The sequence below is a fragment of the Streptomyces sp. NPDC018964 genome (genome assembly GCF_044390325.1).
Lineage (GTDB): Bacteria > Actinomycetota > Actinomycetes > Streptomycetales > Streptomycetaceae > Streptomyces.
The window spans coordinates 100892-125600 of record NZ_JBIRYZ010000024.1 but is presented as its reverse complement, the minus strand read 5'-3'; the positions used below and the strand labels follow the sequence as shown (position 1 = coordinate 125600).

The 24709-nt window shown below is 71.6% G+C and carries 23 protein-coding genes and 1 riboswitch; of the genes, 8 read left to right on the top strand and 15 right to left on the bottom strand.

Going from position 1 to position 24709, the window contains the following annotated elements; translation table 11 throughout:
• Positions 1–137: 137 nt before the first annotated feature.
• The gene (locus ACH5AO_RS30290; protein ID WP_398930156.1) at positions 138–1577 is read right to left on the bottom strand and encodes a gamma-aminobutyraldehyde dehydrogenase; all 1440 of its coding nucleotides are present in this window, start codon (positions 1575–1577) and stop codon (positions 138–140) included.
• 207 nt (positions 1578–1784) lie between these two features.
• On the opposite strand from ACH5AO_RS30290, the gene ACH5AO_RS30285 reads away from it, so the two are divergent.
• The 7 genes from ACH5AO_RS30285 (at position 1785) to ACH5AO_RS30255 (ending at position 8494) form a co-directional block, all read left to right on the top strand.
• On the top strand, positions 1785–2303 hold the full coding sequence (locus tag ACH5AO_RS30285; protein ID WP_398930154.1) for an Lrp/AsnC family transcriptional regulator: 519 nt from the start codon (positions 1785–1787) through the stop codon (positions 2301–2303).
• A gap of 2 nt (positions 2304–2305) precedes the next feature.
• A complete protein-coding gene (locus ACH5AO_RS30280) occupies positions 2306–3670 on the top strand; it encodes an aspartate aminotransferase family protein (protein ID WP_398930152.1) in 1365 nt (454 codons plus the stop codon).
• Between the two features lie 218 nt (positions 3671–3888).
• The gene (locus ACH5AO_RS30275) at positions 3889–4638 is read left to right on the top strand and encodes an ABC transporter ATP-binding protein (protein WP_398930150.1); all 750 of its coding nucleotides are present in this window, start codon (positions 3889–3891) and stop codon (positions 4636–4638) included.
• Complete coding sequence (locus ACH5AO_RS30270) at positions 4620–5990, top strand: hypothetical protein (protein ID WP_398930148.1); 1371 nt, start codon at positions 4620–4622, stop codon at positions 5988–5990. The genes ACH5AO_RS30275 and ACH5AO_RS30270 overlap by 19 nt, the downstream gene beginning before the upstream one ends.
• 110 nt (positions 5991–6100) lie before the next feature.
• Positions 6101–6508 carry a VOC family protein gene (locus tag ACH5AO_RS30265; protein ID WP_398930146.1) on the top strand — a complete coding sequence of 136 codons (408 nt, stop codon included), beginning with the start codon at positions 6101–6103 and terminating at the stop codon, positions 6506–6508.
• A 26-nt stretch (positions 6509–6534) separates the two neighbouring features.
• Entirely contained in the window at positions 6535–7656 is a 1122-nt protein-coding gene (locus ACH5AO_RS30260; protein WP_398930144.1) for an LOG family protein, read from the top strand.
• 190 nt (positions 7657–7846) lie between these two features.
• Positions 7847–8494 (top strand): LAETG motif-containing sortase-dependent surface protein, encoded by a 648-nt coding sequence (locus ACH5AO_RS30255; protein WP_398930142.1) that lies wholly within the window; start codon positions 7847–7849, stop codon positions 8492–8494.
• Positions 8495–8558: 64 nt separating this feature from the next.
• On the opposite strand, the gene ACH5AO_RS30250 is transcribed toward ACH5AO_RS30255, so the two are convergent.
• The 10 genes from ACH5AO_RS30250 to rpsB form a co-directional block, all read right to left on the bottom strand.
• Complete coding sequence (locus ACH5AO_RS30250; protein ID WP_398930140.1) at positions 8559–9356, bottom strand: maleylpyruvate isomerase family mycothiol-dependent enzyme; 798 nt, start codon at positions 9354–9356, stop codon at positions 8559–8561.
• 24 nt (positions 9357–9380) lie between these two features.
• Positions 9381–10400 (bottom strand): ABC transporter ATP-binding protein, encoded by a 1020-nt coding sequence (locus ACH5AO_RS30245; RefSeq protein WP_398930138.1) that lies wholly within the window; start codon positions 10398–10400, stop codon positions 9381–9383.
• Complete coding sequence (locus tag ACH5AO_RS30240; RefSeq protein ID WP_398930136.1) at positions 10401–12074, bottom strand: ABC transporter permease; 1674 nt, start codon at positions 12072–12074, stop codon at positions 10401–10403. It abuts the gene before it with no gap.
• Entirely contained in the window at positions 12050–13132 is a 1083-nt protein-coding gene (locus tag ACH5AO_RS30235) for a thiamine ABC transporter substrate binding subunit (RefSeq protein ID WP_398930134.1), read from the bottom strand. The genes ACH5AO_RS30240 and ACH5AO_RS30235 overlap by 25 nt, the downstream gene beginning before the upstream one ends.
• Before the next feature lie 82 nt (positions 13133–13214).
• Positions 13215–13320, bottom strand: a riboswitch (TPP riboswitch).
• A gap of 24 nt (positions 13321–13344) precedes the next feature.
• Positions 13345–14457 (bottom strand): 23S rRNA (adenine(2503)-C(2))-methyltransferase RlmN, encoded by a 1113-nt coding sequence (gene rlmN / locus ACH5AO_RS30230; RefSeq protein ID WP_398930132.1) that lies wholly within the window; start codon positions 14455–14457, stop codon positions 13345–13347.
• Between the two features lie 158 nt (positions 14458–14615).
• On the bottom strand, positions 14616–15740 hold the full coding sequence (locus ACH5AO_RS30225; RefSeq protein WP_398930130.1) for a phosphatidate cytidylyltransferase: 1125 nt from the start codon (positions 15738–15740) through the stop codon (positions 14616–14618).
• Complete coding sequence (gene frr, locus ACH5AO_RS30220) at positions 15740–16297, bottom strand: ribosome recycling factor (RefSeq protein WP_362489209.1); 558 nt, start codon at positions 16295–16297, stop codon at positions 15740–15742. Before frr ends, ACH5AO_RS30225 begins: the two co-directional genes overlap by 1 nt.
• 121 nt (positions 16298–16418) lie before the next feature.
• Complete coding sequence (pyrH, locus tag ACH5AO_RS30215; protein ID WP_398930128.1) at positions 16419–17177, bottom strand: UMP kinase; 759 nt, start codon at positions 17175–17177, stop codon at positions 16419–16421.
• 191 nt (positions 17178–17368) lie between these two features.
• The gene (gene tsf / locus ACH5AO_RS30210) at positions 17369–18205 is read right to left on the bottom strand and encodes a translation elongation factor Ts (RefSeq protein WP_398930126.1); all 837 of its coding nucleotides are present in this window, start codon (positions 18203–18205) and stop codon (positions 17369–17371) included.
• A gap of 155 nt (positions 18206–18360) precedes the next feature.
• Positions 18361–19245: a 30S ribosomal protein S2 gene (gene rpsB, locus ACH5AO_RS30205; protein WP_398930124.1), complete on the bottom strand. Its 885-nt coding sequence runs from the start codon at positions 19243–19245 to the stop codon at positions 18361–18363.
• Between the two features lie 282 nt (positions 19246–19527).
• Here rpsB and ACH5AO_RS30200 point away from each other — a divergent pair, with 282 nt between their 5' ends.
• On the top strand, positions 19528–20133 hold the full coding sequence (locus ACH5AO_RS30200) for a M23 family metallopeptidase (protein ID WP_398930122.1): 606 nt from the start codon (positions 19528–19530) through the stop codon (positions 20131–20133).
• A 19-nt stretch (positions 20134–20152) separates the two neighbouring features.
• On the opposite strand, the gene ACH5AO_RS30195 is transcribed toward ACH5AO_RS30200, so the two are convergent.
• The 4 genes from ACH5AO_RS30195 to ACH5AO_RS30180 all read right to left on the bottom strand — a co-directional run bounded on the left by ACH5AO_RS30195 (position 20153) and on the right by ACH5AO_RS30180 (position 24708).
• Entirely contained in the window at positions 20153–20710 is a 558-nt protein-coding gene (locus tag ACH5AO_RS30195) for a helix-turn-helix domain-containing protein (protein ID WP_398930178.1), read from the bottom strand.
• Positions 20711–20801: 91 nt separating this feature from the next.
• Complete coding sequence (gene whiG / locus ACH5AO_RS30190) at positions 20802–21644, bottom strand: RNA polymerase sigma factor WhiG (protein ID WP_398930120.1); 843 nt, start codon at positions 21642–21644, stop codon at positions 20802–20804.
• Positions 21645–21925: 281 nt separating this feature from the next.
• On the bottom strand, positions 21926–23086 hold the full coding sequence (gene dprA / locus ACH5AO_RS30185; RefSeq protein WP_398930118.1) for a DNA-processing protein DprA: 1161 nt from the start codon (positions 23084–23086) through the stop codon (positions 21926–21928).
• Positions 23083–24708 carry a YifB family Mg chelatase-like AAA ATPase gene (locus tag ACH5AO_RS30180; protein ID WP_398930116.1) on the bottom strand — a complete coding sequence of 542 codons (1626 nt, stop codon included), beginning with the start codon at positions 24706–24708 and terminating at the stop codon, positions 23083–23085. Before ACH5AO_RS30180 ends, dprA begins: the two co-directional genes overlap by 4 nt.
• Position 24709 lies beyond the last annotated feature (1 nt).

The following is a 24709-nucleotide window of genomic DNA, read 5'->3' as shown; positions in this document are numbered from 1 at the left end:
GCCGCCCCGGCGGCCGCCCGCGCCCCCCGCCCCCCCCCCCCCCCCTCCGTTAACATATCAAAAAAACGCCGGGGGGGCCCCCCCCCCGCCCCCCCCGGGGGGGGGGGGCCCCCGGGCCCCCCCCCACGCTTCGGCGCTTACGCGTCCAGGGACGTCATCACGTGCTTGACGCGCGTGTAGTCCTCGAAGCCGTACGCCGAGAGGTCCTTGCCGTAGCCGGACTTCTTGAAGCCGCCGTGCGGCATCTCCGCGACCAGCGGGATGTGGGTGTTGATCCACACGCAGCCGAAGTCCAGCTTCCTGGACATGCGCATCGCGCGGGAGTGGTCCTTGGTCCACACCGAGGAGGCCAGCGCGTACTCGACGCCGTTGGCGTACGCGACGGCCTGGTCCTCGTCGGTGAAGGACTGGACGGTGATGACCGGGCCGAAGACCTCCTTCTGGATGATCTCGTCGTCCTGGTTCAGGCCGGAGACGACGGTCGGGGCGTAGAAGAAACCCTTGTCGCCGACGCGCTTTCCGCCGGCGACCACGCGCGCGTGCGCCGGCAGCCGCTCGATGAAGCCCTCGACCTGCTTGAGCTGATGGGGGTTGTTGAGCGGGCCGAAGAGCACGTCCTCGTCGTCCGGCATGCCGGTCTTCGTGCCGGCGGCGGCCTCGGCGAGCGCGGAGACGAACTCGTCGTGGATGGACTCGTGGACGAGCACGCGCGTGGCGGCCGTGCAGTCCTGGCCGGCGTTGAAGAAGCCCGCCACCGAGATGCCCTCGACGGCCTTGGCGATGTCGGTGTCCTCGAAGACGACGACCGGGGCCTTGCCGCCCAGCTCCAGGTGGACCCGCTTGAGGTCCTTGGACGCGGACTCGGCGACCGACATGCCCGCGCGCACCGAACCGGTGATGGACGCCATCGCCGGGGTGGGGTGCTCGACCATGAGGCGGCCGGTGTCGCGGTCGCCGCAGACGACGTTGAAGACGCCCTTGGGGAGGATCGAGCCGAGGATCTCGGCGATCAGGACCGTGGAGGCCGGGGTGGTGTCCGAGGGCTTCAGGACGACGGTGTTGCCCGCGGCGATCGCCGGGGCGAACTTCCACACGGCCATCATCATCGGGTAGTTCCAGGGCGCGACCTGCGCGCAGACGCCGACCGGCTCACGGCGCACGAAGGAGGTCAGCCCCTCCATGTACTCGCCTGCGCCCTTGCCCTCCAGCATCCGCGCCGCGCCCGCGAAGAAGCGGATCTGGTCCACCATCGGCGGGATCTCCTCGGTGCGGGTGAGCCCGACGGGCTTGCCCGTGTTCTCCACCTCGGCGGCGATGAGTTCCTCGGCGCGCTCCTCGAAGGCGTCCGCGATCTTCAGCAGGGCCTTCTGCCGCTCGGCCGGCGTGGTGTCGCGCCAGCCGGGGAACGCCTCGGCGGCGGCCGCCATCCCGGCGTCCACATCCGCCTGCCCGGACAGCGGAGCGGTCGCGTACGCCTCGCCCGTCGCGGGGTTGACCACCTCGGTGGTCCGGCCGTCGGCGGCGTCCCGGAACTCACCGCCGATGTAGTTGCGCAGACGACGCAGCTCGGTGCTCACTGCAGGCCCTCCTGGTGTTCCTCGTGGATGTCCGAGGTGTCTGGAGTATCGAGAAATGTCGAGTGTCCAGCCTCTGAGACACCCACCCTAAACCGATGGCCGACGTTTTCAACACCCCCAGCCGTCCCGGTCCTGCGAAATCCGCAAGCCCAGACGCCGTAAACAACGGATTTCATCGATCGAGCCTTGCGAAACTGTCGATACGTCGTGCACAGTGACCTCGTGGCCAGTCGAAGCGCAGACCCGAGGGACTCCCGCGAGTCCAAGAACGGCGGCGGTCCCCAGTTGGACACCGTCTCCCTCGCCATCATCGAGCAGCTCCAGGAGGACGGCCGCCGGCCGTACGCCGCCGTCGGCAAGGCCGTGGGCCTGTCGGAGGCGGCCGTGCGCCAGCGGGTGCAGAAACTACTCGACCAGGGCGTGATGCAGATCGTCGCCGTCACGGACCCGCTCACCGTGGGCTTCCGCCGCCAGGCGATGGTCGGGGTCAACGTCGAGGGCGACGTGGAGTCCGTGGCCGACGCGCTGACCGCCATGGACGAGTGCGAGTACGTGGTGATGACCGCGGGCTCCTTCGACCTGATGGTCGAGATCGTCTGCGAGGACGACGACCACCTGCTGGAGGTCATCAACCGACGCATCCGGGCCGTTCCCGGGGTGCGCTCCACCGAGAGTTTCGTCTACCTCAAGCTCAAGAAGCAGACCTACATGTGGGGAACCCGATAACCGTGAGCACCGACGACCTCAGCAAGTCCGCGTACGACCACCTGTGGATGCACTTCACCCGCATGTCCTCGTACGAGAACTCCCCCGTCCCCACCATCGTCCGGGGCGAGGGCACCCACATCTACGACGACCGGGGCAAGCGCTACCTCGACGGCCTCGCGGGCCTGTTCGTGGTGCAGGCGGGCCACGGCCGTCAGGAGCTCGCGGAGACCGCCTTCAAGCAGGCCCAGGAGCTGGCCTTCTTCCCGGTGTGGTCCTACGCCCACCCCAAGGCCGTGGAGCTGGCGGAGCGGCTCGCGCACGAGGCGCCGGGCGACCTGAACAAGGTCTTCTTCACCACCGGCGGCGGCGAGGCGGTGGAGACCGCCTGGAAGCTCGCCAAGCAGTACTTCAAGCTCGTCGGCAAGCCGACCAAGCACAAGGTCATATCCCGCGCGGTGGCCTACCACGGCACCCCGCAGGGCGCCCTGTCCATCACCGGACTACCCGCCCTGAAGGCCCCCTTCGAGCCGCTCGTGCCGGGCGCGCACAAGGTGCCCAACACCAACATCTACCGGGCGCCGATCCACGGCGACGACCCGGAGGCGTTCGGTCGCTGGGCCGCCGACCAGATCGAGCAGCAGATCCTCTTCGAGGGCCCGGACACGGTGGCCGCCGTCTTCCTGGAGCCGGTGCAGAACGCCGGCGGCTGCTTCCCGCCCCCGCCCGGCTACTTCCAGCGGGTGCGCGAGATCTGCGACCGGTACGACGTGCTGCTCGTCTCCGACGAGGTCATCTGCGCCTTCGGCCGCCTCGGCACGACGTTCGCCTGCGACAAGTTCGGCTACGTCCCGGACATGATCACCTGCGCCAAGGGCATGACCTCGGGCTACTCCCCCATCGGCGCGTGCATCGTCTCCGACCGGCTCGCCGAGCCGTTCTACCAGGGCGAGAACACCTTCCTGCACGGCTACACCTTCGGCGGCCACCCGGTCTCGGCGGCCGTGGGCCTCGCCAACCTCGACCTGTTCGAGCGCGAGGGCCTGAACCAGCACGTGCTCGACAACGAGGGCGCCTTCCGCGCCACCCTGGAGAAGCTGCACGACCTGCCGATCGTCGGCGACGTCCGCGGCAACGGCTTCTTCTACGGCATCGAGCTGGTCAAGGACAAGAACACCAAGGAGTCCTTCGACGCGGACGAGACCGAGCGCGTGCTCTACGGCTTCCTGTCGAAGAAGCTCTTCGAGAACGGCCTGTACTGCCGGGCCGACGACCGCGGCGACCCGGTCGTCCAGCTCGCCCCGCCGCTGATCTCGAACCAGGAGACCTTCGACGAGATCGAGCAGATCCTGCGCGCGACCCTCTCGGAGGCGTGGACCAGACTGTAGGCCGTCGGAGTTCCCGATCTTCCTTCTGGATGATCAACACCAGCCCCGGTGTCGCCCGTTCGAGTGAGAAACGGGCGTCCGGGGCCGCGTGCTGTCCGGCCTCCCGCCGTGGCCTGCCTAGCGTGCCCAGTGACCGATCGGCCCTGCCTTCGTTCCCCCGGACGGGGGACTTACCCGAAGAGCGCACGGCATTTCCGATCCGAACCGAGGTGTACGCCATGGTGGCCCCACCGGACAACGACGTGCTCTGGGCGCGAGCCCTGCACCACCGGTACGACGACGGCTCCCCCGGACTGAGCGGGGTCTCGCTCGGCGTCCGGGAGGGCGAAATCCTCGCCGTCGGCGGCCCGCGCGGCAGCGGCAAGACGACGCTGCTGCGCTGTCTGTCCGGGCTGCTGCCCGCACGCGACGGCGAGGTCTGGTTCAACGGCGTGTCCGTGCACACCCTGCGCCCCGCCGCCCGCGAGCGGTTGCGCCGGGACCACTTCGGCTGGATCGACCCGGACCCGGTGCTGATGTCCGAGCTGAACGTCTGGGAGAACGCCGCCCTGCCGCTGATGCTGCGCGGCACCGGCCGGCGCCGCGCCAGGACGGCGGCCCTGGAGTGGCTGGAGCGCCTCGACATCGGTGACCGGGCCCGCAAGCACCCCGGGGAGCTGACGCAGGCCGAGCGGCAGCGGGTGTGCGTCGCCCGCGCCCTCGCCCCGGCCCCCTCGGTGCTGTTCGCCGACGAGCCGGCCGCCCCGCTGCACCGCGTCGACCGCGTCCACGCGTTGCGCACGCTCACCACGGCGGCCCGCTCGCACGGCATCACCGTGATCCTCGCGACCCACGACGCGCAGACCGCGGCCCTCGCCGACCGCACGGTGTCGCTGCTCGACGGGCGGCGCGTGCGCACCCTCCACCTGCCGCCGGTCCCCGGAACGGCCGAGACGGAAGGCCGGGCGGCGTGCTCGCTCTCCGTCTGACCCGAAGCGCCCGTCCCGCCGTCCAGCTGCGCCGTCTCCTGGTCACGGCCGCGTCCGCGGGCACGGGCTTCCTGCTCCTGAGCGCCCTCGGCCACGCGCTGAGCCACCCCGACCCGTCCGCCTCGGTGCTCCGGCTGGCCTGGTGCGCGGTCCCGATGGCGGCCACGGTGCACTTCGCGGTCGCGGTCGCCCGCACCGATCCGGGCACCCGGCCCCGGCCCGGTCTGTCGGCGATCGGACTCGGTCCCGTCCGGCTGGCGGCGATCTCCGCGGCCACCACGGCACTGTCCTGCCTGCTGGGCTCGGCGCTGGCCCTGCTGGTCTTCCTCCACCTGCGCGGCGACCTCACCCGCACGCCCTTCGACGGCGCCACGGCGGACTTCCTCGCCGCCGACCGGCCGCTTCCGCTGCCCGCCGCCCTGACGTTGCTGTCGCTCGTACCGCTGAGCGCGTCGGTGGCCTCGGCGGTGGCGCTGCGGCAGCGTGAGCCGGCGGCGGGGGCGGACCGCGCGGGGTGGACGTACCGACGGTTCGGCGCGTACCGGCGTACGGCGGCGCGCGAGTCGTTCGGGGCGTACGGCCGGTTCGGCAAGCACCTGGGAGCGGCGGCGCGCGGCCGGCGTACGGCCGAGGCGGCACCGGAGCCGGAGCCGGGACCGGAGCCGGACGGCGCCGTGGACGGTCCCGACAGCACCGCGGGCGGTACCGGCAACGCCGCCGGCACTCCCTTCGGCACCCCCGCCGGCGCCCGGCCCGCCGTGCCGCTCGCGCCGCCGTCCGGGCTGCCGTGGGGTGTCACGGTGCTGGCGGTGGGTCTGGCCGCCGAGGCCTTCGCGAGCCGTACGGACGGCGGGGGCACGCCGGGTGACCGGCCCTCCGCGCTGCTCGGTCTGGTCCTGACCGCCGTCGGTCTGGCCCTGGCCGGTCCCGGCCTCGCCCATCTGTGCGGCAGGCTGCTCCAGACGGCCCGGCCCGGCGCGCTGCGCCTGCTGGCCGGACGGGTCCTCATGACCGAGGCCACGCGCATCGGACGCCCGCTGGGCGTGGTCTGCGCGGTGCTGTCGGCCGCGTACGCCATGGCCTCGCTGCACGACCGCGAGGAGGTCTTCGACGGCCCGCTCGTCGTGCTCGGGGTGCTGCTGGTGGCGGGCTGCACGACGGCGACGCTGCTGACGGCCGCCGTCGAGACCAGGCAGGCCCGCGCCGAGACCACCGCCGCGCTGCGGCGCCTCGGGGCGGCCGGCGGGACGCTGCGCCGGGCCGCCGTGCTCCGCGCGGGCGCGCTGCTCGTCCTGTTCGGGCCGCTGACCCTGGTCGTGGCCGAGCTGTCGGCGTGGCCGCTGGTCCGCTGACGCCCCGTCAGGAAATCGGTTCGAAAAAATCTCCGCGGACCGATGAGTTTCGCGCGACCCCCTGGTCTACCCCCACGAACGCCATGGAACCGAATGGGAGAGGCCCCGCCATGTACCAGCAGATGATCTTCGTGAACCTGGCCGTCGACGACCTCGACGCCTCGAAGAAGTTCTTCACGGAGCTCGGCTACTCGATCAACCCGCACTTCAGCGACGAGACCGCCGCGTCGGTCGTGATCAGCGACACGATCATCGCGATGCTGCTGACCAAGCAGAAGTACGCGGGGTTCACCAAGAAGGAGATCGTGGACGCCACGAAGAGCAGCGAGGTACTGCTGGGGCTGAGCGCGGAGAGCCGCGAGAAGGTCGACGAACTGGTGGAGAAGGCCGTCGCGGCGGGCGGCTCGGTCACCGGCGAGACCCAGGACCACGGTTTCATGTACGGACGCGCCTTCGACGACCTCGACGGCCACACCTGGGAGGTCATCTGGATGGACCCGGCCGCGGTGCAGGGCTGACGCGCACGCGGGCCTAGCATGGGCGGGTGCAGACGAGTCCCGCCCATGCCGTCCATCACGGGGACCGCGAGATAGAGACGCTCGAGGAGTTCGACGCGATCGTCTCGTCCCGCGGCACGCTCTCCGGATTCCGTGTCCAGTCCGTCGATCTGACCGACCGCACACGGGAGTTGCTCACCACCGACACCGCCGGGGCCGTCTTCCTCGGCTGCCGGATGCGCCCCGACGCGACGGAGAAGATCCGCGCCGACGGCGCCCTGGTCCTCCCGCCCGTCCCGGGCCTGCCCTTCGACCCGTACCGGGGGCATCTCTACACGCCCGACGACCTGTTCGCCTCGCTCGACAAGGGCTACGAGGCGACCCCGGACGCGCTGGCCTACGCCTGGTTCCAGCGGACCAAGGCGGACGGCGACATCTTCGCCTCCATGCTGCGCGCGGTCCACGACGACTCCATGTCCGACGCCCTCGACGAACTCCTGCGCGGGGCACGGGTCGTGGGCGTGATGGGCGGTCACGCGATGGCCCGCGGCACCGAGGAGTTCCGGGGCGCCGCCCGGCTCGGACGGGCGCTGACCCACGCCGGTTTCACGGTGGCGACGGGCGGCGGTCCGGGCGCGATGGAGGCGGCGAACCTCGGCGCCTACGCGGCCCCGTACGACGACGCCGTGCTGGACGAGGCCTGCGGACTCCTCGCGTCCGCGCCCTCCTTCACGCCGTCGATCACCGACTGGGCGCGCGCCGCCTTCGAGGTGCGCGCCCGCTGGCCGAAGGGCAACCACTCGATCGGCATCCCCACCTGGTTCTACGGCCACGAGCCGCCGAACGCCTTCGCCTCGCACATCGCGAAGTACTTCGCCAACGCCACCCGCGAGGACGGGCTGCTGGCCCGCTGCGACGCGGGCGTGGTCTTCCTGCCGGGCGCCGCCGGCACCGTGCAGGAGATCTTCGACAACGCGACGCCGAACTACTACGGGTCGCGCGGCGAGCCCACGCCCATGGTGCTGGTGAACCGGGCCCACTGGACGGAGCGGCTGCCCGCCTGGCCGCTGCTGCGGTCGCTCGCGCGGGAGCGTTCCATGGAGGCCCGGATCGCCCTGGTCGACCGGATCGAGGAGGCCCCGGAGGCCTTGAAACGTCTGGGCGGTTAATAAAAAGGCAAAGTCCGGGCTCGCTGTAGGCATATGCGTTGACACTACTTATGCGGCGCTTATAAACCTGGGAGCCGCATGGGAACACTGATGAACCGTCAGTGTTCCGTCAACCCCCCGCAGTTGCATATTCCCGTAAAGGACAAACGTGTCAGTTCTGTCCGTATCCCGTCGTACCGTCGCGCGCTCCGTGCGTGTCCTCGGTGTCGTCTCCGCGTCCGCCGCCCTCGCGATCGGCGCCGCCGGCAACGCGGCGGCCTGCAACATCAACGAGTTCTCGGCCGAAGCCAAGTGCGTCGGTGACAAGGGCGTCATCACCGTCACCGACGTGGACCCGGCCGGTGTCCCCGCCACCATCACCGTCTTCCTGCAGGACAAGCAGATCGGCGAGCAGGTGGTCAAGGGCTCCCGTGAGGGCACCACCATCACCTTCGAGGAGGACTGGAAGCCGAACGCCGAGTACCGCATCCACGTCGACGCCAAGCCCTACGTCGACGAGGACATCAAGCCGAACCTGGTCACCCCGGCGACGGCCTGCAAGACGGAGGAAGAGGAGCCCCCGGCCGAGGAGGAGCCGAAGCCGACCCCGTCGGAGTCCTCCTCCACCCCGGCCGAGGAGGAGCCGAAGCCGACCCCTTCGGAGTCGGAGAGCGAGAGCACCGCTCCGGCGGACACCTCGAGCAACGCCCCCTCCCCCGCCGGTGAGTCGAACCTCGCCGAGACCGGTGCCAACTCCAACACCGGTCTGATCGCCGGCGTCGCGGCCGCCCTGGTCGTGGCGGGCGGTGGCGCGGTCTTCTTCGGCATGCGCCGCCGCGGGGCGAGCAGCCAGCGCTGACGCCTCACGCACACGGTGGTGGCCCGTCCCCTCCCCGGGGCGGGCCTCTTCCGTCGCCGGCCGCTCAGCCGAACGTCGCCCGCTCCAGCCAGAACTCCAGCAGTTTCCGGTCGCCGAGCACCTCGAGCCCGGGGGCGTCCAGCGGCAGCCGGCGGTAGAAGGCGAGGAGCACGGAGGTGAGCGGGCCGCGCAGGGCGACCGTGGCCTTCTCGTGGCCGTGGTGCCAGGAGACGCCCTCCTCGCCGAGCTCGATCACCCACTCCGTACGGTTCCCCGCCCCGGCGTCGGTGACATGCAGATGGATGGTGCGCAGGGGGCCACGCAGCTCGTGCACCGTGTCGTCCGGCAGCGTCCGCTGCGCCCACTCCACGATCTCCAGCCACTCGTCGACCGCATCCGCGGCGACCTCGGGCGCCACCTCGTAGGGCAGTCCGGCGGCCAGGGTGGCGTCCGCGCGGTGGACGGTCACCTCGTGCGTCATACGACGGGCCCAGAACCCGGCGTTGTGCGTCCCGGCCCAGCTCCACACCTTCGCGTCCGGACCGGCCTCGCGCAGCGCGCCGACGACCAGTTCGCCGGACTCCGCCAGCCAGGCGTCCAGCGCACCGGGATCGCCCCACGCCCCGGGCCCGCCGAACCCCGGCACCCGGTCCTCGGGGACCTCGTCCTCGGCCCCGGTCCGCACCATGACGTCCACCCAGCGCAGGGCTCCGCCGAGATGCCGTACGAGCTGCTCCAGGGACCAGTCGGGTGTGGTGGGCACGGCGGAGGACAGATCGGCGCCGGACGTCACGACCGTCCGCAACCGCCCCACCTGGTGCGCGATCTCCTCGCAGTAAAGGTCGTGCGTGAGTGGTGTCATGCCGCTCACCCTAGGCAGCCGTGCTCATCCCAGCACGACGATTTCCGCCGCGTCGAACTCCACGCCGACCTCGTCCCCGGCCTCCGGCGCGTCCCGGAGCGCGCAGGCCGCCTCCAGGCGGGGGGCGTCCTCGGGCTGGAGGTGGACGGCGACGTGCGTGCCGCGGAAGGTGCGCGCGGCCACCGTGCAGCGCAGGCCCTCACCGGCCGGGACCAGACGGACACCGGCGGGGCGGACGAGAAGGGTCCGCGTGCCCTGCGGGGCGCCGTCCGGGACGGGGAGCTTGCCCCAGGGGGTCACCGCGACAGCGTCACCCACCGTCGCCTCGACGACGTTCTCGAAACCGAGGAAGCGGGCCACGAACGCGTCGGCCGGACGCCGCCACACCTCGAGCGGCGTGCCGGACTGGGCGATCCGGCCGTCCCGCATCACCACCACCCGGTCGGCCAGCGCGAACGCCTCGCCCTGGTCGTGCGTCACGGCGAGCACCGTGGTGCCCAACCGGCCGAACAGTTCGCGCAGTTCGACGACGAGACGCTCCCTGAGCGACCGGTCGAGCTGCCCGAGCGGCTCGTCGAGCATCAGCAGCCGGGGACTGGGCGCGAGGGCGCGGGCGAGCGCCACGCGCTGCTGCTCGCCGCCGGACAGCGCGGCGACGGCGCGTCCGGCCGCGTCCGGCAGCCCCACGAGGTCCAGCAACTCCCGTATGCGGTCCGCCTGTTCGCTCCGCGACGCGCCGTGCATGCGCAGGCCGAAGGCGACGTTGCCGCCCACGTCCCGCTGCGGGAAGAGCTGGTGGTCCTGGAACATCAGCCCGACGCCGCGCCTGTGCGCGGGCACGCCCGACTGGTCGCGTCCGTCGAGCGACACCCGCCCGGAGTCGAGGGGCTGCAGTCCGGCCACCGCCCGCAGCAGCGTCGACTTGCCGCTGCCGCTGGGGCCGAGCACGCACACGATCTCGTGCTCGGCGACCCCCAGGTCGACGGCGTCCAGCACCGGCCGCCCGCCGAAGCGGACGGTCGCGGCCTGAAGGCTCAGCAGCATCTAGAACTCCCCGGTCCGGTCGGTCCGCAGCCGCTCAAGGACGAGCAGCGCCACCGCGCACACGATCATCAGAATCGTCGACAGGGCCATCGCCTGGCCGTAGTTGAGGTCCCCGGGCCGCCCCAGCAGCCGCGCCACGGCGACGGGCAGCGTCGGGTTCTCCGGCCGCGCGATGAACACCGTCGCCCCGAACTCGCCCAGCGACACCGCGAACGCGAACCCGGCCGCGATCAGCAGCGCCCGCCGCACCAGCGGCAGGTCCACCTCCCGCCACGCCCGCCACGGCGACGCCCCGAGCACCGCCGCCGCCTCCCGCAGTCGTACGTCCACGGCCCGCAGCACCGGCAGCATGGTCCGTACGACGAAGGGGACGCCGACCAGCGCCTGCGCGAGCGGGACCAGGATCCAGGAGGCGCGCAGGTCCAGCGGCGGCTCGTCGAGGGCGATCAGGAAACCGAAGCCGACGGTCACCGCGGACACCCCGAGCGGCAGCATCAGCAGCGCGTCAAAGCCGCGCACCAGCCGTCCCGCGTCCCGCCGGGTCAGCGCCGCGGCGGCGAGGCCGCCGATCACCACGGCGACGGCGGTGGCGGCGACGGCGTACCGGAGCGAGTTGCCGACCGCCTCGATCGGCGCGACGAGGAACACTCCCCCGTCGTCCTCGGTGAGCGCCCGGTAGTAGGCGAGCCCCGCGTCGCCGAAGGACCGTTCCACCAGCACCGCGAGCGGCAGCAGGAGCAGGACGGCGACGGTGGCGACGACCGAGCCCAGCAGCGCCCACTGTCCGGCGCCGCGCGGCCGGCGCGCGGTCACCGAGGCGTCCACCAGCCGCAGCGCGGTCTCCCGGCGCCGTACGGTCCAGGCGTGCAGGGCGAGGATCGCGCCCACGGCGACGAACTGGACCATCGTCAGGACGGCGGCCGTGGACAGGTCGAAGATCTCCGAGGTCTGCCGGTAGATCTCCACTTCGAGGGTGGAGAAGGTGGGCCCGCCGAGGATCTGCACCACGCCGAAGGAGGTGAAGGTGAACAGGAAGACCATCAGCGCGGCCGCCGCGACGGCGGGCGCGAGCGCGGGCAGGGTGACGGTCCGCCAGGCCGTGAACCGGGAGGCGCCGAGCATCCGCGCGGCCTCCTCCTGCCGCGGGTCGAGCTGCGACCAGAGCCCGCCCACGGTGCGTACGACGACGGCGTAGTTGAAGAAGACGTGCGCGAGCAGGATCGCCCACACGGTGGTGTCCAGCCGCACCCCCCACAGCTCGTCGAGGAGTCCGCCGCGTCCGACGAGTGCCATGAACGCCGTACCGACGACGACCGTCGGCAGCACGAACGGCACGGTGATCACGGCCCGCAGCACCTGCTTGCCGGGGAAGTCGAAGCGGGCGAGGACGTACGCGCCGGGCAGGGCGATCAGCAGGGTGAGGGCGGTGGAGACGAGGGCCTGCCAGGTGGTGAACCACAGCACCTGCCGGACGCCGGACTGCGCCAGTACGTCCCCGATCCGCCCGAGCCGCCAGGTCCCGCCGGTCCTCAGTCCGCGCGCGACGATCGCGGTGACGGGATAGGCGAAGAAGACGGCGAAGAACGCGACGGGCACGGCCAGCAGGCCGAGCCGCGCCGCGCTCCCGCGCCGTCGCGCCGCGGTCCGCGTCACTTCAGTACGAGCGAGGTCCACGACTTGACCCACTGGTCACGGTTCTCGGCGATCTTCGCCGGGTCCATGGTCTCCGGATCCTCGGCCTGCGGCCCGAACTCCGTGAACTCCTCGGGCACCTCGGCACCCTCCAGCACCGGGTACACGAACATGTTGAGCGGCATGTCCTCCTGGAACCGCTTGCCGACCAGGAAGTCGAGCAGCGCCTTTCCGCCCTCGGGGTTCCTCGCGTTGCTCAGCAGCCCCGCGTACTCGACCTGGCGGAAGCAGGTGTCCTCGGCGACACCGGTGGGCGCCGTCTTCGGCTTCGGGTCGGCGTAGACGACCTCGGCGGGCGGCGAGGAGGCGTAGGACACCACCAGCGGCCGGTCGGCCTTGGCCTCCTTCCCGCCGGCCGAGCCGGAGAACTCCTCGTTGTAGGCCTGCTCCCAGCCGTCGACCACCTTGACGCCGTTGGCCTTGAGCTTCTTCCAGTAGTCCGGCCAGCCCTCGTCCCCGTACTCGGCGGCCGTTCCGAGCAGGAAGCCGAGGCCGGGCGAGGAGGTGGCGGCGTTCTCGACGACGAGGAGGTCCTTGTAGGCGGGCTTGGCCAGGTCGTCGAGGGTCTTGGGCGGGGTCAGGTCGTGCTCGGCGAACCACGCCTTGTCGTAGTTGACGCAGACGTCGCCGGTGTCGACGGGGGTGACCCGGTGCTTGTCCTGGTCCACGCGGTACGCGTCGAGGATCAGGTCGGAGCCCTTCGCCTCGTACGGCTGGAACAGCCCGTTGTCGAGGGCGCGGGAGAGCAGGGTGTTGTCGACGCCGAAGAGGACGTCGCCCTGGGGGTTGTCCTTGGTCAGGATCGCCTTGTTCACGGCCTGCCCGGCGTCGCCGTCCTCGAGGACCTTGAGCTCGTAGCCGGACTGCTTCTCGAAGGCGGCGACGACGTCCTTCGACACGGCCCACGAGTTGTGGCTGACGAGGGTCACGGTCCTGTCCCCGCCACCGCTCGCGTCGTCACCGCCGGACGACCCGCACGCGGACAGCGTGACCAGACCCAGCCCGACGGCCAGGACCGTGACCTTCTTGGTGATGCCCACTTGATTCCTCCTGGAGTGACCAGGAAGAGACGCGGCCCTGCCCGGGTCCCCTCGCGGAGGGGGCCCGGGCAGGGCGCAACAGCTCGAGTGATGACCGATCTCCCTACCCAGAATGACCTGGGCCAGGTTCGGAGGGTCTGCGGCCGGTGCCGCACTCTCAGCGCTGTGGCGCTCCCCTGTCGGAATATGCAGATGTTCTTACTCGGGTCACATTACCGTTCGCTCGCGGCGAGCTGACCACACGCCCCGTCGATCTCCTGCCCACGGGTGTCCCGGATCGTCACCGGTACACCGTGCGCGGCGATCGCCTCCACGAACGCCTTCTCGTCCTCGGGGCGGGAGGCGGTCCACTTGGAGCCGGGGGTGGGGTTGAGCGGGATGAGGTTGACGTGCACGGGGCGGCCCTTGAGCATCCGGCCGAGCCGGTCACCGCGCCAGGCCTGGTCGTTGATGTCCCGGATGAGGGCGTACTCGATGGACAGCCGCCGGCCCGACGTGGCCGCGTACTCGAACCCGGCGTCGAGGACCTCGCGCACCTTCCACCGCGTGTTCACGGGGACGAGGGTGTCGCGCAGTTCGTCGTCGGGGGCGTGCAGCGAGATGGCGAGACGGCACTTGAAGCCCTCGCCGGTGAACCGGTGGATCGCCGGGACGAGACCGACGGTGGACACGGTGATCCCGCGCTGCGACAGCCCGAGGCCGTCCGGCTCGGGGTCGGTGAGGCGGCGGATGGCGCCGACGACCCGGTTGTAGTTGGCGAGCGGCTCGCCCATGCCCATGAACACGATGTTGCTCAGCCGCGCCGGGCCGCCGGGCACCTCGCCGTCCCTGAGCGCCCGCATCCCGTCCACGATCTGGTGCACGATCTCGGCGGTGGACAGGTTCCGGTCGAGGCCGGCCTGCCCGGTCGCGCAGAACGGGCAGTTCATGCCGCAGCCCGCCTGGGAGCTGATGCACATGGTCACCCGGTCCGGGTAGCGCATCAGCACGGACTCGACGAGCGTCCCGTCGAACAGCTTCCACAGCGTCTTGCGGGTGGTGCCCTGGTCGGTCGACAGGTGCCGTACGACCGTCATCAGCTCCGGAAGCAGCGCCTCCCGCAGCTTGCCGCGCGAGGCGGCGGGGATGTCGGTCCACTGCTCCGGGTCGTGCGCGTACCGCGCGAAGTAGTGCTGCGAGAGCTGCTTGGCTCGGAACGCCTTCTCACCGGCCGCGACGACCGCCTCCTTGCGCTCGGCGGGCGTGAGGTCGGCGAGGTGCCGCGGCGGCTTCTTCGCTCCGCGGGGGGCGACGAAGGTGAGCTCACCGGGAACGGGACGGGCCACGGTCGGGCAACTCCTCAGGACGATGGGGGCCTGGCGACTCCGCACAGGCGGGGACGGCGGCACCTCTGTGCCTGGGCCGGGAGACGACCCGCGCGGGGCGGGGACGTACGAAAGGGCCCGCAGTACACCGCGAGCCCTTCCAGAGTACCTGTTCGCCGTCAACCCGATCCGACGAAGATCACCAACAGCAGCCACACCACCGGTGCCGTCGGCAGCAGGGAGTCGAGGCGGTCCATGATGCCGCCATGACCCGGGAGCAGGGTGCCCATGTCCTTGATGCCCAGATCGCGCTTGATCATGGACTCGCCCAGGTCGCCCAAGGTGGCGCTGACCGCGACCGCGAGGCCCAGGAGCAGGCCCTGCCACCAGACGCCGTCGTCGATCAGGTACTGCATGCACAGCGCGCCGGCGACCATCGCGAAGGTCACCGCGCCCAGCAGGCCCTCGCGGGTCTTGCCGGGGCTGATGCGCGGGGCGAGCTTCGTCCTCCCGAAGCGCCAGCCGACCGCGTACGCCCCGGTGTCGCTGACGACCGTCAGCAGCAGGAAGGTCAGGACGCGCCACGGGCCGTCGTCGGCGGTGAGCATCATCGCGACGAAGGTCGCCAGGAACGGTACGTAGAACGCCGCGAAGACGCCCGCCGTGACGTCCTTGAGGTAGCCCTCGGGCGGCGCCGCCATGCGCCAGACCAGCACCGCCAGCGCGGTGAGCGCCACGGCGACCCATGCGCCCTCGGCCCCCCGGACGTAGCCGGCGACGACCATGGCCGCACCGCCCAGCGCGAGCGGTATCAGGGGCGCCTTGATGCCCTTGCGCTCCCGCAGCCGTGACGTCAGCTCCCACAGGCCCACCACCACGGCGACCGCGACCACGCCGACGAAGACCGCTTTGACGACGAACAGCGACGCGACGATCACCACGCCGAGTCCGACGCCGACGCCTATCGCGGCACCGAGGTCCCGCCCCGCGCTCTTCTTCTGCGGTGCGGCTGCCGGCTGCGGGGCGTCGGGCATGGGCTCCGGATTCTGCGGCACCTCCCCGGGAAGGGGGCGGGCCCGCGTCGGCTCGTCTCGGAACAGGGGGCCGCTCAGCCGAGCGGCCCCCCGGTCCGCATCCTGGTCTCCGCCGTGTTCGGGTACGTCGGGCACGATGGGCATGGGGCGCGTGTGCTGCGCGTTGTGCGCATCGTACGCGGGACCCGCCGGAGCGGCCCCCCAGCCTTGCCCGTGGTCGGACGGCCCCCAGTACCCGGTCTGCGGCGTCCCCCAGGAAGAGTCGTTCATCAGACCTCGAGCAGCTCCGCTTCCTTGTGCTTCAGGAGCTCGTCCACCTGGGCGACGTACTTCGCGGTGGTGTCGTCGAGCTCCTTCTCCGCACGGCGGCCCTCGTCCTCGCCGACCTCGCCGTCCTTGACCATCTTGTCGATGGCGTCCTTGGCCTTGCGGCGCACGGAGCGGATGGAGACCTTGGCGTCCTCACCCTTGCCCTTGGCGACCTTGATGTAGTCGCGGCGGCGCTCCTCGGTGAGCTCGGGGAACACCACCCGGATGATGTTGCCGTCGTTGCTCGGGTTGACGCCCAGGTCGGAGTCGCGGATCGCCTGCTCGATGTTGCGCAGCGCGCTCTTGTCGAACGGCGTCACCACGGCCATGCGCGGCTCGGGCACGGAGAACGAGGCCAGCTGGTTGATCGGCGTCGGCGCGCCGTAGTAGTCGGCCACGATCTTGTTGAACATCGCCGGGTGCGCACGGCCGGTGCGGATCGCGGCGAAGTCCTCCTTGGCGACCACGACGGCCTTCTCCATCTTCTCCTCGGCCTCGAGGAGGGTCTCTTCGATCACCACTTGCTCCTGCGTGTCTTGAGTAGGCCCGGCTGCGGTTCCTGGTCAGGGGTTGCGGCCGGCTGCGTCGCGTCTTCTTCCTGCACGGTTCCCGACCGGCAGGCCATTGTCCATCCCCCGGTCAGCCGCGGCCGGCCGGGTCACCCACCAGCGTGCCGATCTTCTCACCCTTGACGGCGCGGGCGATATTGCCCTCCTTCAGGAGCTCGAAGACGACGATCGGGAGGCTGTTGTCACGGCAGAGCGTGACGGCCGTGGCGTCGGCGACCTTCAGGTCCCGGGTGATGACCTCGCCGTAGCCGAGCGCGTCGAACTTCACCGCGTCGGGGTTGGTCTTCGGATCGGAGTCGTAGACGCCGTCCACACCGTTCTTGCCCATGAGCAGCGCCTCGGCGTCGATCTCCAGGGCGCGCTGGGCGGCGGTGGTGTCGGTGGAGAAGTACGGCATGCCCATTCCGGCGCCGAAGATGACCACGCGGCCCTTCTCCAGGTGCCGCACGGCGCGCAGCGGGATGTAGGGCTCGGCAACCTGACCCATGGTGATGGCGGTCTGCACGCGGCAGTCGACGCCCTCCTTCTCCAGGAAGTCCTGGAGGGCGAGGCAGTTCATCACGGTGCCGAGCATGCCCATGTAGTCGGAGCGTGCGCGGTCCATGCCGCGCACCTGGAGCTCTGCGCCGCGGAAGAAGTTCCCGCCGCCGATGACGATCGCGATCTGCGCGCCGTCCCGGACGACGGCCGCGATCTCACGCGCGATGGCGTGCACCACGTCGGGATCGACGCCCAGGCCTCCGCCACCGGAGAAGGCCTCTCCGGACAGCTTCAGCAGAAACCGGCCGCGTACTTTGCCGTCGTCGCTCTTCTCAGCCTTGGTGGTCATCGTCGGATCCCGCCTCTTTCACGTGTTGCACATACGAAGAAGGCCATTGCCGGTGGGGCGTGGTTCGCATCCCATGCGGCAATGGCCTCCTCGTCAGATCTGCTGTCGTCCGGCACGCGCCGTCGCGTGGACGCGTGTCCGAACGACTGCTGTCGACCCTATCGGGGTCGCGCGCCCGTCGCGGTGCGGACTCAGATGCCGACCTTGATGCGCGTGAAGCGCTTCAGGGTGACACCGGCCTCGTCCAGGACCTTCTGGACGGACTTCTTGTTGTCCAGCGCGTAGGGCTGGCCGAGCAGCGTGGCGTCCTTGAAGAAGCCGTTGAGGCGACCCTCGACGATCTTCGGCAGGGCGGCCTCGGGCTTGCCCTCGGCGCGGGTGGTCTCCTCGGCGACGCGGCGCTCGGACTCGACGACCTCGGCCGGCACGTCCTCCTTGGAGAGGTACTTCGGCGCGAAGGCGGCGATGTGCTGGGCGACGCCCTTGGCGATCTCGGCGTTCGGCTTGTCGAACTCGACCAGGACACCGATCTGCGGCGGCAGGTCGGGCATGGTGCGGTGCATGTACGCCGCCACGTAACCGTCGGCGAACTGGGCGAAGCGGTCCAGGACGATCTTCTCGCCCAGGTTGGCGTTGGCCTCGTCCACGAACGCCTGGACGGTCTTGCCGGCCTCGATCTCGGAGGCGAGCAGGGCCTGGATGTCGGCCGGGGAGGTCTTGACGACGTGCTCGGCGATGGCGGTGGCCACGGCCTGGAACTTGTCGCCCTTGGCGACGAAGTCCGTCTCGCACTTCAGCTCGACGAGGACGCCGGAGGAGTTGTCGTCGGCGATGATCGAGACCACGGCGCCGTTCTCGGCGGAGCGGCCCTCGCGCTTGGCGACGCCCTTCTGGCCCTTGATACGGAGCGCCTCGACGGCCTTCTCGACGTTGCCCTCGGCCTCGTCCAGCGCCTTCTTGCAGTCCATCATGCCGGCGCCGGTGAGCTCCCGGAGCTTCTTGACGTCGGCGGCGGTGTAGTTCGCCATGAGTCTGTGAGTCTTTCTCGAAGTCTGGAGGTTCGGAGATCTGCGGATCAGGACCTACTCGAGGGCAGGCGTGTGACGCTCCGCCGATCCACGGGTGAACGGCGGGAGCGGATCACTTGTCACCGCTCCCGCCGTCATCGCCTGTGACGGGGCGGTCAGGCCTGCTCGGCCTCGGCGGCGGGAGCCTCGGCAGCGGGGGCCTCAGCGGCGGGGGCCTCAGCAGGCTTCTCGGCCTCGGCCTCGGCCGGAGCGGCCTCCTCGGCCTTCTTCTCGCCCGCGAGCAGGTCGCGCTCCCACTCGGCCAGCGGCTCACCGGCGGCCTTCTCACCCTTGCCGGCCTCGGCGACGCCGGAGCGGGACATCAGGCCCTCGGCGACGGCGTCGGCGATCACACGGGTGAGCAGGGTGACGGAGCGGATCGCGTCGTCGTTGCCCGGGATCTTGTAGTCGACCTCGTCGGGGTCGCAGTTGGTGTCGAGGATGGCGACGACCGGGATGTTGAGCTTCCGGGCCTCGCCGACCGCGATGTGCTCCTTCTTGGTGTCCACGATCCAGACGGCGCTGGGCACCTTCTGCATCTCGCGGATACCGCCGAGGGTCTTCTCCAGCTTGGCCTTCTCGCGGGAGAGGACCAGCAGCTCCTTCTTGGTGAGGCCGGAGGCGGCCACGTCCTCGAAGTCGATCTGCTCGAGCTCCTTGAGGCGCTGCAGACGCTTGTAGACGGTCGAGAAGTTGGTGAGCATGCCGCCCAGCCAGCGCTGGTTGACGTAAGGCATGCCGACGCGGGTGGCCTGCTCGGCGATGGCCTCCTGCGCCTGCTTCTTCGTGCCGACGAACATGACCGTGCCGCCGTGGGCGACGGTCTCCTTGACGAACTCGTAGGCGCGGTCGATGTACGACAGCGACTGGAGCAGGTCGATGATGTAGATGCCGTTGCGCTCCGTGAAGATGAAGCGCTTCATCTTCGGGTTCCAGCGACGGGTCTGGTGACCGAAGTGGACGCCGCTCTCCAGCAGCTCCCGCATCGTGACGACGGCCATGGCCGTATCTCCTTGAATTTCTCGGTTGTGCCGCGGATGCCGGACGGCTCCCGCGCCTGACGCCCACGACGCGCCGTTGCCACGAAGGACCGAGGGGCGCTGACATCCGGAACCCGGCCGTGACCGGTCCGGATGTCGGGGCGTGCGAAGTCGACCCGGTGGCCCGGGTCGCCACCAGAAGTGTACGGGACCCGCGAGGCGCCGGGTGACGCCGTTGTCCACAAACGGCCGGTGGTCCACGGGCCCGGGCGGCGATCACGGAGGTCCGGAAGGCTTCACCGCATGCGAAAGAGTGCATTCACGAGGGCGTGTACGCGACTGGTCCTTCTGGTGGTCCTGACCCTGGCGGCGCTGCTGGCCCCGCCGCCGCCGGGCCTGTCCGCGGCGGGGACGGCGAAGGTGGCGCCGGCGGGCGAGGACGCCGGGACGCCGGCCGTCGGACGGGCGTGGCCGGTGGGGGTACGGCCGCGGGTGCTGCGCGGCTGGGAACCGCCGGCGACGGTGTACGGGCGCGGGCACCGGGGCGTGGACCTGGCGGCTCCACCGGGGACGCCGGTACGGGCGGCGGCCGCGGGCCGGGTCTCCTTCGCGGGCCGGGTGGCCGGAAAGGGCGTCGTCTCGGTGGAGCTGTCCGGCACGGGCGACCCCCCGTTGCGCACCACCTACGAACCGGTCCGCGCGTCGGTGACCGAGGACGAGGAGGTGACGGCGGGCGAGGTGATCGGCACGGTGGCCCCCACGGGCTCCCACTGCACGGCCCCGTGCGTCCACTGGGGCCTGCTGAGCGGGGACACCTACCTGGATCCGCTCATCCTGCTGCCCCCGTGGCTCCTGTACAGGGGCCCGTCGAGACTGCTGCCGGTGCTGGGGGTGCCGGTGCCGGAGTGAGGGGCCGGGGACGCGCCCGTCAGCCCCGTACGCCGCGGAGCGCCATCGAGACCGCCGCCTGCGTGATCACGTCCGGGTGCTCCGCCGCGCCCAGCTCGATGCGGCGCACGGCGGCGTCGACCACTCCCTGGAGGAGCATCGCCGCGAGGCGGGGCTCCGCGTGGCCCAGGCCCGCCAGGGCCTCGACGATCATCGCGACGAGACCGCCGTGGGCCGCGCGGATCTTTTCCCGCGCACCCGCGTCGAGCTCGCTCGCGGAGATCGCGACCACGGCACGGTGCCGCCGGTCCCCGACCAGTTCCAGCTGCTTGCGGACGTACGCCTCGATCTTGGCCTCGGCACCGGCGGCGGCCGCCATGGCCGCCTCGACCTCCGCCGCCCAGACCGGGAAGTCGACCTCGCACAGCTCCTCGACCACGGCGGCCCGCGAACGGAAGTACTCGTACACGGACGAACGCGCGAGACCGGTGCGCTCGGCGAGGGCCGGGAAGGTCAGCGCCTCCGTACCGCCCTCGGACAGCAGGGAGCGTGCCGCGTCCAGCAGGGCGGCTCGCTGCATCGACCGGTGCTCGGCCACGGAGGCCGCTCGAATCCTTGGCACGCCATCCACTTTACGGACGCCCCGCCCGCGGCGGCCAGGGGATCGGCCGGCTCTCCGCCGGAACGGCTCAGCGGCCGAAACCCGCCAGCTTCGCGCGCAGCTGCAGCACGGACTTGGTGTGGATCTGGCTGACCCGGCTCTCGGTCACGCCCAGCACGTTGCCGATCTCGGCGAGGGTGAGCCCTTCGTAGTAGTACAGGGTGACCACGGTCTTCTCCCGCTCGGGCAGCGTGTTGATGGCCCGCGCCAGGAACCTCCGCAGCTCCCGGTCCTCGGCCACCTCCACCGGATTGTCGGCGGCGGTGTCCTCCAGGGTGTCCATGAAGCTCAGCTGGTCGCCGCCGTCGCCCCCGGCGTGCAGCAGCTCCTCCAGGGCGACGACGTTCGCCAGCGACAACTGGCTGAAAACCGCGTGCAGCTCGGCCACCGTGATGCCCATCTCCTCGGCGACCTCGCTCTCGGAGGGGGTGCGCCGCAACCGCGCCTCCAGCGTGGCGTAGGCGCGCTCCACGTTGCGCGCCTTCTGCCGCACCGAGCGCGGGATCCAGTCCAGGGCCCGCAGCTCGTCGATCATCGCGCCCCGGATACGGGTGATCGCGTAGGTCTCGAACTTGATCTCGCGGTCGACGTCGAACTTCTCGATCGCGTCGATCAGCCCGAAGACCCCGGAGGAGACGAAGTCCGCCTGGTCGACGTTGGGCGGCAGCCCCACACTGACCCGGCCGGCCACGTACTTCACCAGCGGTGAGTAGTGCAGGATCAGCTGCTCCCGCAGCCGCTCGTCCCCCGTCGCCTTGTACGACCGCCACAGCTCGTCGAGCGTCGAGGGAGCGGGCGGCCGCACGCTGCCACCGTCGCGGGCGGCTGGGGGGATCGCCGCCCGGTCGGACCCGGAGGTGTGCTGGGGCATTCGTCGCCTTGTGCCGTTCTGCCGTGGACCGGTGCCGCCTGAGTGCGCCGTCTGTCCGATGTCTGGGTGCCTGTCCTTGCCTGTCCGTGTCGGGATCCTCGTGAGCGTAGCGTGACTGCGGCGTCGCGGTGTGCGAAGAGGTGAGGTGGGACCGTGCGCAGATTCGTTCCGGGTGCCGTCCCGCCGGGGCACACCCGTCGCTCTGAGTGATCGACGGGTGGCCCAACTGGCGTGAATTTCAAGGAGTGTGGGGGTTCCCCCGGACGGCCGAACACGCTGCGTCAGCGAGGCTCGGGGCCGTCCCGGACCGGTGTCGTCGCCTGGCGCGTCAACTTCCAGCCGTCGCCGTGTCGTTCGACGTAACCAAGTGCTCGCAGTTCGTACAGTCTCGCGATCGCGTCGTCCGGGGTGGTCCGCGCGGTGAGCGCGATCTCCTCCGGCCGGGCCGTTCCGCGTCCCGGCAGCGCGTCGAGGACCTGCCGTCCGGCCGGGTCGAGCAGGTCCCGGGGCAGCACCGGCCCCCGGCGTTCCGGCGCGAGTTCGCCCATGTCGCCGACCAGCTCGACGACCTCGGCGGCGTCGGTGACCAGCACCGCGTCCTGCCGCAGCAGTTCGTGCACCCCGGCGGAGAGTCCACTGGTGGCCGGCCCCGGCACTCCCATCGTGTGGCGGCCCAGCCGCTGGGCCGCCCGGGCCGTCACCAGGGAGCCGCTGCGGTGGGCGGCCTCGACGACGACGGTGCCCCGGGTGAGCGCGGCGATCACTCTGTTGCGGAGGATGAATCTGCTCGGTGTCGGGTGATCACCGGGCGGCAACTCCCCGACGACGAGGCCCTGTTCCGCGATTCTGCCGATCAGCCCGGTGTGGCCGCGCGGGTAGGGCCGGTCGACTCCGCAGGCGAGCACGGCGACGGTGGCGCCGCCCGCGCCGAGGGCGCCGCGGTGGGCGGCGCCGTCGACCCCGTAGGCGCCGCCGGAGACCACGATCCAGCCGCGTTCGGCGAGGCCGGCGGAGAGGGTGGCGGCCATGTGGGCGCCGTACTCGGTGCAGGCGCGGGCACCGACGACGGCGACCGAGCGCAGCGCCCACATCCGCAGGTCCGCTCCCCCGCGCACCCACAGACCGAGCGGCCGGGCGTCGCCCAGGTCGTCGAGCTGTCCGGGCCACTGCGGGGTGCCGGGACCCACGAAGCGCACCCCGGCGTCCCGCGCGACGGCGAGGTCCCTGCGCGGTTCGGCCCGCTCCGCCCGGGCCAGTAATCCGGCCCACCGCTTGCCGCTCGCTCCCGGCAGCGGATCCCCCCGTTCCCTCAGCCGTCGTACCACGGCGTCCACGCCGAGCTCCCGCACCCAGCGCCCGCCGGCCTCGTCACCGGGTTCGATGACCCGGGTGAGGAAGACCCGGCCGAGCAGTTCGCCGTCGGGGCCGTCCACGGCGCTCACACCCCCGCCCCGACGGCCATGGGCACCCCGCGGGGGACGCCGGTGCGCAACTGCAGGGCGAGGGCGACGTCCGCGGCGTCGGGCCGCTCGTGGCCGGTCAGGTCGGCGACGGTCCAGGCGACCCGCAGGACCCGGTCGAGTCCCCGGGCGGTGAGCACGCCCCGTTCCAGGCTCCGCTCGGCGTCGTCCATGGCGCCGGGGGCGGCGTGCCAGCGGCTGCGCAGTTCCCGTCCGGGCACTTCGCCGTTGGTGCGCCACGGGGTGCCGGCGAGCCGTGCCGCGGCGCGGTCCCGGGCCGCCCGCACCCGGTCGGCGACCGTGGCGGTGCTGTCCCCCCGGGCGCCGCTCGCCGTCAGTTGGTCACGCGTGACGCGGTCGACCTCGACCCGCAGGTCGACCCGGTCGAGCAGCGGCCCGGACAGCCTGGCCTGGTAACGGCGGATCGCCGAGGGCGGGCACTCGCACTGCTCGTTCGTCCGCGAGAAGCGTCCGCAGGGGCACGGGTTGGCGGCGAGCACCATCAGGAAGCGCGCCGGGAAGCGCACGACACCGGCACTGCGCGCGATGATCACGTGCCCGGCCTCCAGCGGCTGCCGCAGGGCGTCCAGGGCCCGGCTGCTGAACTCCGGCGTCTCGTCCAGGAAGAGGACGCCCCGGTGCGAGAGGGACACCGCTCCCGGCCGCGCCGTACCGGGGCCGCCGCCGACGAGTGCCTGCATGGTGGCCGAGTGGTGCGGGGCGCAGTAGGGGGCCGTGTCGATCAGGGGTTTGTCCGGGGGGAGCAGTCCCGCCACCGAGTGCACGGCCGTCACCTCGAGCGAGGCCTGCCGGTCCAGCGGCGGCAGGATCGACGGCAGCCGCTCCGCGAGCATGGTCTTACCGGCGCCCGGCGGTCCTTCCAGGAAGAGATGGTGTCCGCCCGCCGCGGCCACCTCCACGGCCGTCCGCGCCGCGAGCTGGCCCACGACGTCCGCGAGGTCATGGCCCTGGTCGTGCGGTGCCGCGCCGACGCCGTGCGTCCCGGTGTCCGCTCCGGTGCCCGGGGCGCGCAGCCCCGCCAGCAGCGAGTCGGGCCGCGCCTGATCCCCGGTGTCCTCCTCCGGTACGGGCTCGTCGGCGAGCACCGCGATCAGCTGACGCAGGCTGCGGATGCCCAGGACGGAGATCCCCGGCACCAGCGAGGCCTCGGCGGCGGCGCACTCGGGCACCACCACCTGCTCGTATCCCGCGTCGGCCGCCGCCAGTACGGCGGGCAGGATGCCGCGCACCGGCCGCACCCGGCCGTCGAGGCCCAGCTCGCCGATCATGACGATGTCGCCGAGCACCCGCGGATCGATCCGTTCGGCGGCGCCGAGCACGGCACAGGCGACGGCCAGGTCGAAACCGCTGCCGGCCTTCGGGACCGACGCCGGGCTGAGTCCCACGGTGAGTTTCTTCTGCGGCCACTCGCCGCCGGAGTTCACCACGGCGGCCCTGACCCGGTCCCTGCTCTCCGTCAGGCTCTTGTCCGGCAGCCCCACCAGGGTGAAGGCCGCGACCCCGGGCTCCAGGTCGGCCTGGACCTCCACGACCACACCCTCGACGCCCACCAGCGTCACCGAGCACGTGCGCGCGAACCCCATG

Excerpts from the sequence above, each read along its gene's own strand:
- ACH5AO_RS30180 (WP_398930116.1), bottom strand. The coding sequence starts at position 24,708 with ATGGGGTTCGCGCGCACGTGCTCGGTGACGCTGGTGGGCGTCGAGGGT.
- ACH5AO_RS30250 (WP_398930140.1), bottom strand. The coding sequence starts at position 9,356 with ATGACACCACTCACGCACGACCTTTACTGCGAGGAGATCGCGCACCAG.
- pyrH (WP_398930128.1), bottom strand. The coding sequence starts at position 17,177 with ATGACCACCAAGGCTGAGAAGAGCGACGACGGCAAAGTACGCGGCCGG.
- ACH5AO_RS30265 (WP_398930146.1), top strand. The coding sequence starts at position 6,101 with ATGTACCAGCAGATGATCTTCGTGAACCTGGCCGTCGACGACCTCGAC.
- ACH5AO_RS30275 (WP_398930150.1), top strand. The coding sequence starts at position 3,889 with ATGGTGGCCCCACCGGACAACGACGTGCTCTGGGCGCGAGCCCTGCAC.
- ACH5AO_RS30225 (WP_398930130.1), bottom strand. The coding sequence starts at position 15,740 with ATGAACGACTCTTCCTGGGGGACGCCGCAGACCGGGTACTGGGGGCCG.
- tsf (WP_398930126.1), bottom strand. The coding sequence starts at position 18,205 with ATGGCGAACTACACCGCCGCCGACGTCAAGAAGCTCCGGGAGCTCACC.
- whiG (WP_398930120.1), bottom strand. The coding sequence starts at position 21,644 with ATGCCCCAGCACACCTCCGGGTCCGACCGGGCGGCGATCCCCCCAGCC.
- ACH5AO_RS30245 (WP_398930138.1), bottom strand. The coding sequence starts at position 10,400 with ATGCTGCTGAGCCTTCAGGCCGCGACCGTCCGCTTCGGCGGGCGGCCG.
- ACH5AO_RS30200 (WP_398930122.1), top strand. The coding sequence starts at position 19,528 with ATGCGAAAGAGTGCATTCACGAGGGCGTGTACGCGACTGGTCCTTCTG.
- rpsB (WP_398930124.1), bottom strand. The coding sequence starts at position 19,245 with ATGGCCGTCGTCACGATGCGGGAGCTGCTGGAGAGCGGCGTCCACTTC.